At 69.6% G+C, this 12,927-nt stretch carries 16 protein-coding genes; 7 read left to right on the plus strand and 9 right to left on the minus strand.

The window, feature by feature from the left end; genetic code table 11:
- The coding region (locus HV783_RS22995; protein WP_175189928.1) for a sensor histidine kinase at positions 1-1,158 on the plus strand (1,158 nt) is incomplete at its 5' end.
- Here HV783_RS22995 and HV783_RS23000 read toward each other — a convergent pair.
- From HV783_RS23000 to HV783_RS23025, 6 genes are all read right to left on the minus strand, one after another.
- A complete protein-coding gene (locus HV783_RS23000; protein WP_054503139.1) occupies positions 1,094-1,729 on the minus strand; it encodes an IbrB-like domain-containing protein in 636 nt (211 codons plus the stop codon). The two genes, HV783_RS22995 and HV783_RS23000, sit on opposite strands and share 65 nt — an antisense overlap.
- Positions 1,614-2,162 (minus strand): N-acetyltransferase, encoded by a 549-nt coding sequence (locus HV783_RS23005; protein WP_175189929.1) that lies wholly within the window; start codon positions 2,160-2,162, stop codon positions 1,614-1,616. The genes HV783_RS23000 and HV783_RS23005 overlap by 116 nt, the downstream gene beginning before the upstream one ends.
- Positions 2,159-3,382, minus strand: a complete 1,224-nt coding sequence (locus HV783_RS23010) for a DUF3440 domain-containing protein (protein WP_175189930.1) — start codon at positions 3,380-3,382, stop codon at positions 2,159-2,161. The genes HV783_RS23005 and HV783_RS23010 overlap by 4 nt, the downstream gene beginning before the upstream one ends.
- 268 nt (positions 3,383-3,650) lie before the next feature.
- A complete protein-coding gene (locus HV783_RS23015) occupies positions 3,651-4,022 on the minus strand; it encodes a tRNA-binding protein (protein WP_054431565.1) in 372 nt (123 codons plus the stop codon).
- Between the two features lie 54 nt (positions 4,023-4,076).
- Positions 4,077-5,690: a PQQ-binding-like beta-propeller repeat protein gene (locus HV783_RS23020; protein WP_175189931.1), complete on the minus strand. Its 1,614-nt coding sequence runs from the start codon at positions 5,688-5,690 to the stop codon at positions 4,077-4,079.
- A gap of 131 nt (positions 5,691-5,821) precedes the next feature.
- Entirely contained in the window at positions 5,822-6,067 is a 246-nt protein-coding gene (locus HV783_RS23025) for a hypothetical protein (protein ID WP_139122249.1), read from the minus strand.
- 456 nt (positions 6,068-6,523) lie between these two features.
- Between HV783_RS23025 and HV783_RS29375 the strand changes: the two genes are divergently transcribed.
- The 3 genes from HV783_RS29375 (at position 6,524) to HV783_RS23035 (ending at position 8,065) form a co-directional block, all read left to right on the plus strand.
- A complete protein-coding gene (locus HV783_RS29375) occupies positions 6,524-6,718 on the plus strand; it encodes a hypothetical protein (protein ID WP_054503136.1) in 195 nt (64 codons plus the stop codon).
- Positions 6,719-6,747: 29 nt separating this feature from the next.
- The gene (locus HV783_RS23030) at positions 6,748-7,233 is read left to right on the plus strand and encodes a GNAT family N-acetyltransferase (protein WP_116792004.1); all 486 of its coding nucleotides are present in this window, start codon (positions 6,748-6,750) and stop codon (positions 7,231-7,233) included.
- Positions 7,234-7,432: 199 nt separating this feature from the next.
- The gene (locus tag HV783_RS23035; RefSeq protein WP_144654890.1) at positions 7,433-8,065 is read left to right on the plus strand and encodes an FMN-binding negative transcriptional regulator; all 633 of its coding nucleotides are present in this window, start codon (positions 7,433-7,435) and stop codon (positions 8,063-8,065) included.
- Here the strand turns inward: HV783_RS23035 and HV783_RS23040 are convergent.
- Positions 7,953-9,311, minus strand: coding sequence for an MFS transporter (locus HV783_RS23040; protein ID WP_175189932.1), 1,359 nt, complete (start codon positions 9,309-9,311; stop codon positions 7,953-7,955). The genes HV783_RS23035 and HV783_RS23040 overlap by 113 nt on opposite strands.
- Before the next feature lie 90 nt (positions 9,312-9,401).
- On the opposite strand from HV783_RS23040, the gene HV783_RS23045 reads away from it, so the two are divergent.
- The 3 genes from HV783_RS23045 to HV783_RS23055 all read left to right on the plus strand — a co-directional run bounded on the left by HV783_RS23045 (position 9,402) and on the right by HV783_RS23055 (position 11,484).
- A complete protein-coding gene (locus tag HV783_RS23045) occupies positions 9,402-10,145 on the plus strand; it encodes an ArsR/SmtB family transcription factor (protein WP_175189933.1) in 744 nt (247 codons plus the stop codon).
- A gap of 189 nt (positions 10,146-10,334) precedes the next feature.
- Positions 10,335-10,985: a hypothetical protein gene (locus tag HV783_RS23050; RefSeq protein ID WP_054503132.1), complete on the plus strand. Its 651-nt coding sequence runs from the start codon at positions 10,335-10,337 to the stop codon at positions 10,983-10,985.
- A 226-nt stretch (positions 10,986-11,211) separates the two neighbouring features.
- Positions 11,212-11,484 carry a hypothetical protein gene (locus HV783_RS23055; protein WP_081273436.1) on the plus strand — a complete coding sequence of 91 codons (273 nt, stop codon included), beginning with the start codon at positions 11,212-11,214 and terminating at the stop codon, positions 11,482-11,484.
- Between the two features lie 19 nt (positions 11,485-11,503).
- Here the strand turns inward: HV783_RS23055 and HV783_RS23060 are convergent, their stop codons facing one another.
- Entirely contained in the window at positions 11,504-12,271 is a 768-nt protein-coding gene (locus tag HV783_RS23060) for a hypothetical protein (RefSeq protein WP_054486619.1), read from the minus strand.
- Entirely contained in the window at positions 12,268-12,804 is a 537-nt protein-coding gene (locus HV783_RS23065) for a hypothetical protein (protein WP_064524197.1), read from the minus strand. Before HV783_RS23065 ends, HV783_RS23060 begins: the two co-directional genes overlap by 4 nt.
- Positions 12,805-12,927 lie beyond the last annotated feature (123 nt).

The following is a 12,927-nucleotide window of genomic DNA, read 5'->3' on the forward strand; positions in this document are numbered from 1 at the left end:
ATCGCGTGCGAGGTCGGCGCCTTCGGCGCTGGCGCGACCCCGGCGTTCACGGTGGCGCGGGCGCGCGCCTCGCTGGCGCTGCAGGCGGCGCCGCTGGGGTTCGGCTCGTTCAGCCGGGCGGGCGCCACCTGGCGCACCTACGCCGTCGAGGCCGAGGGCATGCGCGTCGCCACGGCCTGCCGCACGGACATCCGGGCCGAGCTGCGCCGCGAGATGGCCTGGACCGCGCTGCTGCCCGGCGTGGCCGGCCTGCTGGTGGGTTTTGCGCTGCTGTGGTTCGGCGTCGGCCGCGGCCTGGCGCTGGTCGAAGGGCTGCGCCGCCGGCTGGCGTGCGAAGCGCCGTGGCCGGCGCACGACCTGCCCGGCGACAAGGTGCCGCGCGAACTCATGCCTTTCACGCAGACGCTGACACACCTGTCGCAGCGCATGGAGGACATGCTGCTGCGCGAACGGCATTTCTCGGACCACGCGGCGCACGAGATGCGCTCGCCGGTCACGGCCATCAAGGCGCACCTGCAGGTGCTGGAACGCCTGCCGGCGATGGCTGGCGATGCGGCCAGCCGCCAGGCGGTCGCGCATGCGCTGCAGGGCACCGCGCGCCTCGAACGCCTGATCGAGCAATTGCTGATGCTGGCGCGCGCCGACGGCGATGATGCCGACGCGGCCTGCGATGCGCTGGCGGTGCTGGCGCGGGTGGCCAGCCGCAAGCCGGCGCGGGTGCGCTGGCATCTGCCCGCCAGCCGGCCCTGGGCGGCGTTGCCGGATGCGCTGCTCGATTGCGCGGTGCGCAACCTGGTGGACAACGCGCTCAAGTACTCACCGGCGCACGCCGATGTCCAGGTCCACGTCTCGATCGCGGCGTCCGATCTGGTGGTGACGGTGCGCGACCGCGGGCCGGGGCTCACCCCGGCGCAATGCGCGCGGGCGGTCGAGCCGTTCTGGCGCGGCGGGCGCCAGGGCGAGGGCGCGGGCCTGGGACTGTCGATCGTGGCCGCCATCGCGCGGCGCCACGGCGGCGCGCTGGCGTTGGAGTCGACGCCGGGCGCGGGCCTGCGCTGCCGCCTGAGCGTGCCGCTGGCCCTCGCGGCCGGGCTCAGTCCCAGGAGCGCGAATAGCGGTGATCGAGAAACAGTTCCGGCAGGCCCGACACCTGCTTGAAGCGCAGGACCTCATCTTCGTCCATGCCGAGCTGACGGGCAATGTCGGCGTCGCTCCAGCCGGCCTTGAGCAGGCGCACGACGATATCGGTCATGGGCATCACGCCGTGCACGCCGCGCGCGCGGTTGTGGCGGATGGTGGCGGCGATGCGGTCGGCGGCGCCGGCGCGGCCGTGGCGGATGACCACGATAGGCAGGTAGCCCTGCAGGCGCTGGCGGATGGGGCCCTTCTTCTTGCCCACGCGCTGGCGGTGAAAGCCGTCCACCACGACGTAGCGGGCGGGCCCTGCCTGGTGCGCGACGATGGGCTGGGTGTAGCCGTCGGCGGCGATCGACAGCTCCAGCAACCGCATTTCGGGCGGCGCGACGCTGTTGGGGTTGTAGTCGTTGGCCTCGATCCGCTCGCCGGGGACCCATTGCACGCAATCGACCGGCTCGGCGGCGAAGGGACTGTGCTCATGCAGGCACAGGCGGATCCGGTTGATGGCTTCGATCCGCTGGCGGATCGGCAGGCTGTCCAGTTCGTTGAACAGCATCCTGGCCCGGCTCTCCAGGCTGTCGAGAAGTGGCATGGGCATTCCTTTTCAAGGTGATCCAGTTGCCCCGGCTGGTGTGGGGCTGGAAGCCGTAGGGTTGCAGCAGCTCGGCGCTGAGCCATGGCACGCGCAGGGTGCAGGGCTGGTCCAGGTCGTCGATGTAGTCGAGCACGCGCTGGCGCAGCGCCCGGAACAGGCCCAACTGGCGCGCTTCGGGGCGGATGTAGCCGTCGCGGATGCGCACCGTGTCGCTCAGTAGTTCGATGCTGACGAAGCCGAGCACGCGGGCGTGGCTTTTCCGCCTGACGATGAACCAGCGGTGCCGCGGACTGTCGTTCAAGGGATAACCGCCGCAGTCGCGGCGCACGGTGGCGCTGGCGAAGAAGCGGCCCATCTGCGCGAAGAAGGCGCGTTCGTCGTCGTACGAGCGCAGCAGCAGGAAATCGTAGTGCTTCAGGGGATGCGTCATGGTGCGGCGCGCGCAGGCACGGGAAGCAGGCTGTCGATGTCGCAGCGCGCCGGGCCGAACGACAGCGATCGCGCCATGTCCTGCTTGAGCAGCGACAGACCGATGCGGCGCCAGGAGGGCTGCGCCTTGCGATTTTCGAGGTCGGGGATGCCGGCGTCGGGCCACATCGCCAGCGGATGGCCGCGTTGTTCCCACCAGGCGATGAAGACGTCGATGCGCCGGGCGTACACCTGGCGCAGCGCGACCGGCATGCTGTCGAGCAGGAACTGGCTGTACTGGCGCCAGGTATCGAAAGTGGGCGGCAGGCCCAGCCCGCCGCGATAGCCGAGGAAGCGTTGGCGGCAATAGCGCGCCGCGTAGTTGGCGCCCTGCACGCGCTTGACGGCGCGAAACCAGGTCTCGGGCTCGAGCTTGTGGAACAGGTCCAGCCCCTTGCGCTGGTCGTCGCCGTAAGGTTGGCAGATGCGCATCTGCGAATACGGCACGCCGGCGCGCAGCATCTGGTCATAGAGGCGGTTGTAGGCGTGGCCGTTTTCGCCGGTGTAGCGCCACAGGTCTTCGAACTTCCAGTCGTAGATCGGGAAGAAGGTGACGGCGTTGTCGCGCTGCTTGTCGCGCGTGCTCCAGGGCAGCGGCTTGTGCGCGCCGGGCGGCGTCCAGGCGCATTTCTTGGTGCGGCGCTTGATGGCGAGATAGCGGTTGAGCGACTCGTCGGAGCGGATGCCGACCAGGAACGCGGTGGCCTTGTCGCGCGCCAGCCATTGGTTGAATTCGGGCACGAATTCCTCGAATTCCATGCGGTGGCGGTAAAACGGAAAATAGCCGGGATCGCTGATGACGGACGGATGCCGCGGCAGCGGCCGGATCCAGTCGGCCTCGCGGCCGGGCTCCCAGGTGCACCAGTAGGGTTCGCGCAGGCTCGACGCGTTGCGCAGGTTGATGGGCAGGCAGATCCACCAGGGTTGGACGTCGGCGCGGTCGAACATGTGCGCGACGTGGGCGATGGTGGCCTGGTATTGCCCTTCGAGGTCGATGAAGACCGCGTGCACCGGGCCGCGGCCCATTTCGCGCGCGACCTCGAGCGCCAGGTGCAGGGTGACGGAGCTGTCCTTGCCGCCGGAGAAGGCGACGCAGACCTGCTCGAAGTGCTGGAACACCAGCCGGATGCGGGCCTTCGCGGCTTCGTGGACGTCGAGGTCGCGGTAGTGTTTCAAGGCCATGGGTCGTGCATCCTGTTCGCGTCGTGCCCGGCCCGTCGCGCGGGCGGGCGTCGCGGCGCGCGGAACCGGCCGGACAGGGGCGGGTCATGCGTATGCGTCGCAACAAGCGTGTGAGGATAGCCCGATCCCAAGGCGTGAACGGGGTCATTCCGTCCGCTATTTTCTGGAGATCGGCGCGCCCGCCCTGTGCGTGGCGGGCATTCGTCTTACCCGCGGCCCGAAGCGCCCAGCGTGTTGAAGCAGGCGCTTGCGGACGGAATTTCCAGGTTCAGGTCAGCCGGGCGCCGTTGGGCACGTCCAGCTCGGGCGTCACCAGTACGGTCTGGTCGGCGGCATCGGCCAGGCCCAGCACCAGCACCTCGGAGCGCACCGGGCCAACCTGGCGCGGCGGGAAATTGACGATGCCGAGCACGCGCTTGCCCGGCAGTTGCTCCAGCGTGTAGCGGCCGGTGATCTGCGCCGAGCTTTTCTTGACGCCGACCCCGGCGCCGAAATCGATGGTCAGCTTATACGCCGGCTTGCGCGCCTCGGGGAAGGGATCGGCGGCGATGATGGTGCCGACGCGGATGTCGACCTTCATGAAGTCGTCGAAGCTGACGGTGGGGGCGGGCGGGGTGGCGGGGTCCTGGGTGTAGTGCATGGGCGTGGATGATCGGTTCAGGGGAAGCGGGCGGCGGCGCCCGCGATGGCCCCATCATGCCAGATCGATGCCGCCGCGGGTCGCGCGCAGGGTGCGCAGGGTGGCCAGGTCGACCAGCGCAATGCGGCCGTCGAGGGTGCCGACGGCCAGCCTGCCGCCGTGCGCGGCAAGCGCATAGAGCACGGTGGCGATGCCGCCGATGCGGACCCGGGAGGCCAGCAGCAGGTCGCCGCTTGCGGCGTCGATCAGCATCAGGGTGCCGTCGAGGAAGGCCGCCAGCACCAGGCCGTCGGCCACCACGATGGCGCTGGCCGAGGCCGGGGTGGCATGGCGCCAGCGTTCCTGGCCACGCGCCAGCGATTTGCGGTAGATGAAGCCGCGATATTTGTTGCCGACCGTGGGCGAGTAGTGTTTGCCGGCGATCACCACGCCCGCGCCGAGCGCGTCGTCGATGTAGGCGCCGCGGCATTCCATGGCGTGGCTGGCGGACGTGCCATCCGGCTTGAGCAATGGCCAGAGGCGCTCGATGCGGCCATCGGCGTGGACCCGGCACAGGTGCTTGCCTTCGTGCGAATCGGGCGGCGTGCCCTGCAGCGCGAACAGATCGGGCGCGCCGTTGATGCCGATGTAGTGGTTGAAGCAGTCGTAGTGGCCGAGATCGAGGCGCCGTGCTTCGGTCAGGGTGGCATCGAGCAGGACGTCGCCCGCGGCGCGGCGGCGCGCATCGACGCGGTCGCGGCGGCCCAGCAGGCGGCCGTCGGCGCTGGCGCAGAAGGTGTACTGGCCATCTTCGTCGCGCACCGTCGTCAGCTCGCCGTCGCGCAGCGCGTACAACCGCGAGTCGCGGCGGAAGCGGGCGGCGGGATCGGGCGGGGCGATCGCGTGCACGACGAGCGGCGTGGTGGGCAGGATCTCGGCGCCGCGGCCGCCGCCGTCGTGGCGCGCGAGCAGCGCGCCGTCCACGCGGTAGCGGTCGAGCAGGCAGTTGTCGTGGACCGCGGCGAGCGTGTCGGCGTCGAGCCAGGCGAGATCCCAGATGGCGCCGCGCAGGCCCAGGTCGGGCAGGCCCAGCCAGTCGGCCAGGCGCCGGGCGGCGTCGTCGGCATCAGGCGGCGTGGCGCGGTCGAGGGTGGCGGTGGCGGGGTCGAGTTCAGGCGTGGCCACGCCTGCGGCGGTCTCGACGCGCAGCAGCGTTTCGAACGCCGCGGGCGCATCGTCGTCCTGTTCGTCCCACGCTTCGTCCCAGGGGCGGACCCAGGCCTGGATGCGGCCGTCCTCCAGGTAGCGGCACCGCACCACTTCCGGCACGTTGAGGAAGGGGCGATGGCAGGCGCCGCTGTCCCAGTTCCAGGCGATCAGCTCGCCTTCGAACATATAGCCGCCGTCGTAGCTGCCCGCACCGATGGCGATGACGGGTTGGTCCGGATGGAAGGCGATGTCGTTGACGGGCAGGCGCGACGCGTCGCAGGCCGCGAACGGCGCGGGGTCGCCGCGGCGATAGAGGCCGACGCGATAGCGCAGCGTGGCGCCGCCATAGGCGGCGCGCGCGGGCGGGTTGATCAGCAGGGGAAAGGCCGAGGCCACGGCGACGATGTCGCCGGCCGGGTGGAAGAACACGCCGGTGATCCGGCCGGCGCCTTGCAGCGCCGGATTCATGAATGCGTTCACGATTCTCGCAGCCGCCGCGCTTGCGCGCGAGGCGGCTTCAGGCTTCGCGGGCCACGGATCGGGCGCGTGAAGGCGGCGGGGCGCGGCGCGGCGGCGGGCGGGCGCATGGGCGGACGGCCGTCAATGACGCGTCATGATTTGGCGGCGGCGGCCGTGGTGGCGCTTTTCTTGCCGCGCGGCTTGGCCGCGGGCGTTTCGCTCACCGGCGGCGTGTCGAACTCCTGTTTGTTTCGTTCGCCCCGCGGGGTGTTTTCCGGATGGGGTTTGGGAAAGGCCCAGGGTTTCGTTTTCTGATCCATTGCTTGTACTCCTTGCACAGGCGGAACAGTAGCATTTGCCGTGGCCGTGAGTAAGTGAGGGTTGACGTCAATATTCATCACATCGTGATATGAGGAAGCGGTTGGGGCGGCGACGCGGGCGGCGGTGCGGCGGGCGGTGGCGCGGCGGGCCGGCTACCGTACGACCGCCGCGGCGTCGCAGCGTTCATTTCTGGAGGCTTGGTGTCTGGATTTCACCGCATGAGCGCATTGCGTGAATGGCCCGTGCGGGCCGCGGCGTCATGGCGGCGCTGGCGGGAGGCCGCGTCGGCGGCATCCTTGCAAGGGACCGCCGCGGCGCCTGCCGCGATGCCTGTCCCGATTGCATCCGAACATTTTACCTTGGCCGCGCTGCGCGGCGCGGCGCGCTGGCGCGGCGGGCCGGGAGCGCGCCGCACGCGGCGGGAAGTCGCCATCCGGCGCCGACTCGTACTCATCCATTTGCGTCGCTGAAAGCAGTAGTCGCCGCCGCCCCGGGCGGGACTACGATGGGGCCGTGCACATAGGGAGGGAACTATGGACACGACCAAGGAATGGTACGCCGCCGTCAAGGAATGGCAGCGCGCGCGCGACGAATTGACCGCGGCCGTCGCCGCGATCAAATGGCCCGATCCGACGCCGGCCTGCCTGGCCACCTACGACCGCGCCTACGCCCATGAAACCGCCGCGCGCGAGCGCATGAACCAGGCCTACGAACGCGTCCGACGATAGCGTGCGCGCGGGTTGCTACACTGCCGCGCATGACGCAATCCCAGACTCTCCTGACAATCCGGCAAGCGCGCCCCGACGATGTGGCGGCGCTCGAGGACATATTGACGCAAACCTACGCGGGCACCTGGCGGCCGCAGATGACGCCGCAGAAATACCAGTACTTCCTGGACAGCGGCAAGATCCCGCGATACGTCGCCGAGCGCGGCGCGCGGTTCCACGTTTGCGAGGCCGACGGCCGCGTGGCGGGCATGGTGGATTGGGAAAAGAACTTCATCTGGGCCCTGCACGTGCATCCGGCGCTGCAGCGGCGCGGCGTCGGCGCGGCGCTGCTGGCGCTGGCCGAGGACGGCATGCGCGCCGCCGGCTTCGGCGACGCGCGGCTGGAGACCGACACTTTCAATATGCAGAGCCGCGCGTTCTACGCCAAGCATGGCTATGCCGAGGTCGACACTTATCCCGACGAGGAGTGGGACAGCGGCTTCACCACGGTGCTGCTGGTCAAAGCGCTGGCGTGATCCCGTGGGCGGGCGCGGCGGCGCGGGAAGCCGTTGATGTGATCCGTTGATGTGATCCGTTGATGTGATCCGCTGCCGGCGGCGCTGTTGCCGGGGAGCCACGCGCATTGTGGCTCCATGAATTAAGGGTTATATGGCTCTCGCAATGGAGCCAGCGCGGCGCTATGGTGTGTTTTTCCTTTCCACTGCCCATTCCGCCATGTACCTGCCGTCCGCCTTCCGTGAAGATTCCATCGAGGTCCAGCACGATTTCATCCGCGCGCACCCCCTGGGGGTGCTGATGACCAGCGGGAAGGGCGGGCTGATGGCCAATCACATTCCCTGTCTGCTCTATCCGGAAGGGCCGCAAGGGGTGCTGCGGCTGCACATGGCGCGCGCCAATCCGCAATGGCAGGAACTGGCCGCCGGCGGCGAATGCCTGGTGGTGTTCCATGGCGCGCAGGCCTACATCACGCCGTCCTGGTACGCCACCAAGGCGGAGACGCACAAAGTCGTGCCGACCTGGAACTTCGTCGCCGTGCATGTTTGGGGCCAGGCGCGCATCCATGACGATCCGGCCTGGGTGCGCGCGCAGATCGGCGCCCTGACCGATGCGCAGGAAAAGGCGCGGGCGCAGCCGTGGCGCGTCGAGGACGCGCCAGAGGATTTCATCGCGGCGCAGATGCGCGCCATCGTCGGCGTCGAAATCGCGATCACGCGCATCGAAGGCAAATGGAAAGTCAGCCAGAACCGCACCGTGGCCGATCGTCAGGGCGTGGCGGCGGGCCTGGCCAATGAGCAGGGCGATGCGGTGATGGCGGGTCTGGTGGCCCGCCGCGGCGGGCTGGCGTGACTGGCGGGCGTTGAATCGCGGCGCCGCGGCCCCATACCAGGCAGGCGATGGCCGCGGCCTGCAGCGCCGCCGCCGCCGCCAGGAACCAGAACAGCGGGTGCGGCCCCTGGCCGGCCAGCGTGCGCAGCAGGCCGAACACGGCGGGCGCGAAGGCATAGGCGCCCTGCGACATGGCCACGATCAGCGGCACCACGCGCGCAGCGTCCTCGCGCGCGAATTCGGTCTGCGCGATCAGCGGCGGCAGCGAGGTGGCATTGCCGATGCCGGCTCCGAACAGCAGCACGCCCGCCCACACCGCCCAGGTATGCTCCATCGCCAGCATCAGCACCAGCGAGCCGGCGATCTGCGCGCCATAGGACAGGCAGGCGACCAGGCGGCGGTCGGCCGAGTCTGGCATCAGCCAGCCCACCAGGCTGCGGCCGGCGATGGCGCTGGCGGTGGCCAGTCCCATCGCGATGCCGGCGGTCTGCGCACCCAGCAGCGGCGCCAGCAACGACAGCAGGTGCGCGATCAGGCCGATCTGCGCGAACAGGCCCAGCGCCATGCCCGCGCCCAGCGACAGGAAGGCGCGGTCGCGCCATAGCCGCGGCACGCGCGCCACCGCGGCGGCGGCAGCCTGCGCCGGCGCGTCCGGCGGCACGCCGTCGGGATGCTGGCCGAGTTGTTGCGGCGTGACGGCGAACACCTTGCGCGCCAGCACCGCGATCACCAGCACCATCGCCAGGCCGACCCACCAGGCCGCCTGCGCGAAGCCATGGCCCGCGATCAGGAACACCCACAGCGGCGAGAACACCACGCCGCCGACGCTGGCGCCGTTGTAGGCCATGCCCAGCGCGGCCGGCCGGCGCTTGACGAACCATGGCGAGATCAGCGCGTTGACCGCCGCCGCGCCGAGCGTGACCCAGCCCATGCCGGAGAACAGCGCGGCCGCGTACAACTGCCACGGTGCGGTCGCGCGGGCCCAGCCCGACACGCCCAGCGCCAGCGCGATGGCCCCCGCCAGGGTCACGGCGGGCACGCCCCAGCGCCGGTACAGGCGCGGCAGGTTGGCCACGACCAGCGTGCCGCACAGGAAGTGCAGCGTGACGGCGGCCGACACCAGCGCCACGCTCCAGCCGGTGCGCTGTACCACCGCGTGCAGGAACACCGGCGGGCCGTAGAAGCCGACGCCCCAGCCGAAGACGGCCAGCACGAAGGTGGCATAAAGGACTTTCCGACCGAAAAACAAAGGCTGTGGGGTGCGCATGGCGGGTGGCGGCGAGGGCGCCGGCTGTCTTGTTGGGATGACTCGCAGTATGCTTGGCCCTGTAGACAACACTTTGGCCAGGACCGAATCATGGAATCCGAGTTCGCCGATATCAACCTGTCGGCCGTCGCAGGCGCGATCGCCGATCCGGCGCGGGCGCGCATGCTGTGCGTGCTGCTCGATGGCCGGGCCCGCACCGCCACCGAGCTGGCGGCGGCCGCCGAGATCGGCGCCTCCACCGCCAGCAGCCATTTCCAGCGCCTGCGCGAGCAGGGGCTGGTGGAGCAGGCGGCGCAGGGCAAGCATCGTTATTACCGGCTGGCCAATGCCGAAGTGGCGCGCGCGCTGGAGGCGCTGCTGGTGGTGGCGGGCGCCGAGCGCGCGCCGTTCAAGCCCAACACGCCCTCGGCGTTGCGCGAGGCGCGCACCTGCTACGACCATATGGCCGGCACGCTGGCCGTGCGCATCCATGACGCGATGCTGGCGCGCCAGTGGCTGGCGGCCGATGGCCGCGATTACGCGCTCACGCCGCTGGGCGAGGCCTCGCTGGCGCAGGTCGGCGTGGACGCGGCGCAGGCGCGCCAGCGCCGCCGCCGCTTCGCCTGCCCCTGCCTGGACTGGAGCGAGCGCCGCTCGCACCTGGGCGGCGCGCTCGGCGCCGCGCTGCTGGACGCATTGCTCGCGCGCGGCTGGATCGACAAGGACCTGGATTCGCGCGCGCTGTCGGTCACGCGCAAGGGCGCGCGCCAGTTTCCCGCGTTTTTCGGCATGCCCGACGAGGCGTCCGGCGATAGCGCGGACTGGCGCCACGCCGGCGGCCACGCCGCGGCCTAGGGCCGGTGCGAGGCGCCTTGTAGCGCGGACAGGCCCTGGCCCGTCATGACATCGCCTTGCCGCGGGCGAGAGGCCGCGGCGGTTTTCGCACACCCCCATCGACATCGCGCGTCGCCCCTTGGCCGGCAGGCCGGGGCGGCGCACCCACCGCTTTTTTCATCGGGCATTTGCCCTGTACAGGAGGTGGCCTTGCCTACGCTGGCCCTGCACGCTTTCCGCCGCATTCTGCCAATCGCGACGGAACTGCGCATCGACGTCAACCATGCTCCGCATGAAGTGGAGACGGAGCTCGATGCCATCCACGACCGCATGAATCGTCCCTCGGACCGCTTGTATGGATTGCCGGAGGTTCAAACCGACATCCCTGGCATGGTGCTTCGCTACCGCGAAGCCGATGGCGAGTATTACGTGTATGTGGTGGACGCGCGGCGCGGGCGGCTGGCGGGCTACACGGTGTTCAACCGGCTGATCGAGGTGGGGCGGCGCGCCGATCCCTACGTGCGCGCGCCGCACTCGAAATACGCCGCGCCCTACCAGGGCATGGGGCTGGCCACGGCGGTCTATCGCTGGGGGCTGGATGCCGGCCTGTGCATCATGAGCGGCGCGCGCCAGTCGACCGGCGCCCACCGCCTGTGGCTGGCGCTGGCCCGCGACTACGAGCTGGGCTACGTCGACCTGCGGCGCAAGCGCCTGACCTACCTGGGCGCCTCGGTGACGCCGACGGTGCTGGGCGACCTGCATACCCGGATGTTCCTGCTGGGACGGGGCTGGACCCGATCCGACTACCTGCGGGCGACCGGCATGCACGCGCCTGAAAGTGCGCTTTCGCAACAGTCATAGGGGAAATCCCCGGGACGGATCAGCGTGGTGACGGCCCGACGAGCGGGTCATCTGGCTGTCACCCGCGTACCGCCTGATTGTCCGACCGGCGCGGCGCGTCCGACGGAAACGGGGACGCAATTCGCGCATTGCAACAATGTTTCTATCGGATGCCGGAGTTACAAAACTTATCCGAACTGTCATGAACAGCCGGGGTATGCTGGATCGCAGAAAGAGGGCATCCGAAGTGCATCAGAACAACTTGATCTACAAGGGATACCGGCTGACGGCCAAGGTGTCCCGGGGCGCGGGCGAAGAAGTTCAGACGCTGCCCAGCGGCCCCGTTTTCATCGCCTCGATCATGGTGGTCCAGGCGGGCGCCGTGCAGGAAGGCGGCGACGAATACCCCGTGCCGCGCTTTGCCGAAGGCGGCTTCGTCTACAGCCCGCGCGAGGCGGTGCATGCCGCCATCCTGCACGGGCGCGAAATCGTCGACGGCCTGACCCACGTGCCGTCCTGACGCCTGGCGGCGCCAGGATTCATTCGGCCGCGAACACGGCCTTCCAGTCGCGCGTCTTGGCCAGCGTCAGCACGCTGGCCGATTGTTCCAGAATGGCCACGGCCTTCTTGAGTTCCTCGGCCGATGCGCCGTCTTCCAGGATCACCATGCGCGAGTTGCGCGCATCGGCCATTTTCACGTCCGACATCTTGCCGTGGGTCTGGTAGACCTGCGTCCAGTCCATTTTCTTGCCCGCCTTGAGCGCGATCGGCTCGATATAGGTCAGCGCGGTGCTGCCGGCCGCGCGCACCGCGAAGGCGAAGTCGGCGGTGTGGCCGCTGCTGCCCTTGGCGCGCGCGCCCTTGACCATGCGGTTGGGGCCGACGCCGGCCGCCAGCGCCCGGCCCACCTGGGCGCGAAAACGCAACTGGCTGAAGCGCGGCATCCATTTGGCGCACTGGAACGACAGCGCCATGGCCAGCTTGACCGCGTCCCACAGGGCTTCCTGCAACTGCTCGTTGGGGCCCGTGGCGACGATGGCGCCCGACTTGTCGAAGTGCGCCAGGCTCACGCCAGGCGTCTCGTTGAGGATGTCGATGCGCTTGGGCGCCAGCTCGATGCCGTAGCTGGAGGCATGCATCGACGTCTCACAGGCGTCGGTGAGATAGAACGTGGCGTCGTCCGGGTATGCAATGAAGAACGCGGCGTGCTGGCCGTCCAGGCCCAGCGTCATCGGCGAGATGGCGCGGATGGCGTGTTCGCCCGCCGGCAGGACGGTCCAGCCGGAGGCTTCCAGGAAATTGCTCATAGGATCAGTTCGATTTGACGGCCCTTGAGGGGATGCGCGAAACCGCCGGTCAGGGTGAGGTTGGCCCTCGGCAGGAAATACTGCATCAGCTCGGCGATCGTGTGCAGGGCGGGCACGACGGGCTCGGCATAGCCTTCGCCTTCGTCCACCCAGATGTGTTCATGGCTGCGGTCCGCCAGCGGCTTGCGGTACTGCGGCCGGCCTTCGCCCACCAGGCTGGTGTGGAACGAGTCGTCGGTATCCACGCCGAACACGCGGTGCGGGCCGACGAACAGGCTGGCGCAGAAGGCCTCCGCCAGGAAGATGGTGGCCTGGCCGTGCACCACGGTGCGGGCGCCGCGGTAGATGGCGCGGAAGATCACGTCGTCGCGCGCCTCGCCCTTGACTCGGCAGGGGCTGGCGAACTCCATCCATTGGATGCTGGCGGCGGCCGGTTTCGGGGTCCAGGTGATCTGCTTGACCGTTTCCTTGGGCTCCGCAAGGATCTCTTGCACCTCATCAACGGTGATTAACGGTTCGAACTTGTTGGCCATGGAACGGATCTAGTAACTGGAAATGCGCCGTGCCGCCCTCGTCGCCGCGGCTGGGCGCGAGGGGCGTGAGCACGCTTTTCCCGTCGGGCCGGCCAACGGGAAAAGCCCCCTCGCTGGGGAGCT

It is taken from the genome of Achromobacter dolens, assembly GCF_902859745.1.
GTDB lineage: Bacteria > Pseudomonadota > Gammaproteobacteria > Burkholderiales > Burkholderiaceae_B > Achromobacter > Achromobacter dolens.

What these genes read in the sequence shown, in the direction of transcription:
- HV783_RS29375 (WP_054503136.1), top strand. Translation starts at nt 6,524, where the DNA reads ATGGACACGACCAAGGAATGGTACGCCGCCGTCAAGGAATGGCAGCGC.
- HV783_RS23010 (WP_175189930.1), bottom strand. Translation starts at nt 3,382, where the DNA reads ATGGCCTTGAAACACTACCGCGACCTCGACGTCCACGAAGCCGCGAAG.
- HV783_RS23015 (WP_054431565.1), bottom strand. Translation starts at nt 4,022, where the DNA reads ATGCACTACACCCAGGACCCCGCCACCCCGCCCGCCCCCACCGTCAGC.
- HV783_RS23005 (WP_175189929.1), bottom strand. Translation starts at nt 2,162, where the DNA reads ATGACGCATCCCCTGAAGCACTACGATTTCCTGCTGCTGCGCTCGTAC.
- HV783_RS23065 (WP_064524197.1), bottom strand. Translation starts at nt 12,804, where the DNA reads ATGGCCAACAAGTTCGAACCGTTAATCACCGTTGATGAGGTGCAAGAG.
- HV783_RS23045 (WP_175189933.1), top strand. Translation starts at nt 9,402, where the DNA reads ATGGAATCCGAGTTCGCCGATATCAACCTGTCGGCCGTCGCAGGCGCG.
- HV783_RS23030 (WP_116792004.1), top strand. Translation starts at nt 6,748, where the DNA reads ATGACGCAATCCCAGACTCTCCTGACAATCCGGCAAGCGCGCCCCGAC.
- HV783_RS23035 (WP_144654890.1), top strand. Translation starts at nt 7,433, where the DNA reads ATGTACCTGCCGTCCGCCTTCCGTGAAGATTCCATCGAGGTCCAGCAC.
- HV783_RS23060 (WP_054486619.1), bottom strand. Translation starts at nt 12,271, where the DNA reads ATGAGCAATTTCCTGGAAGCCTCCGGCTGGACCGTCCTGCCGGCGGGC.
- HV783_RS23040 (WP_175189932.1), bottom strand. Translation starts at nt 9,311, where the DNA reads ATGCGCACCCCACAGCCTTTGTTTTTCGGTCGGAAAGTCCTTTATGCC.
- HV783_RS23025 (WP_139122249.1), bottom strand. Translation starts at nt 6,067, where the DNA reads ATGAATATTGACGTCAACCCTCACTTACTCACGGCCACGGCAAATGCT.
- HV783_RS23000 (WP_054503139.1), bottom strand. Translation starts at nt 1,729, where the DNA reads ATGCCACTTCTCGACAGCCTGGAGAGCCGGGCCAGGATGCTGTTCAAC.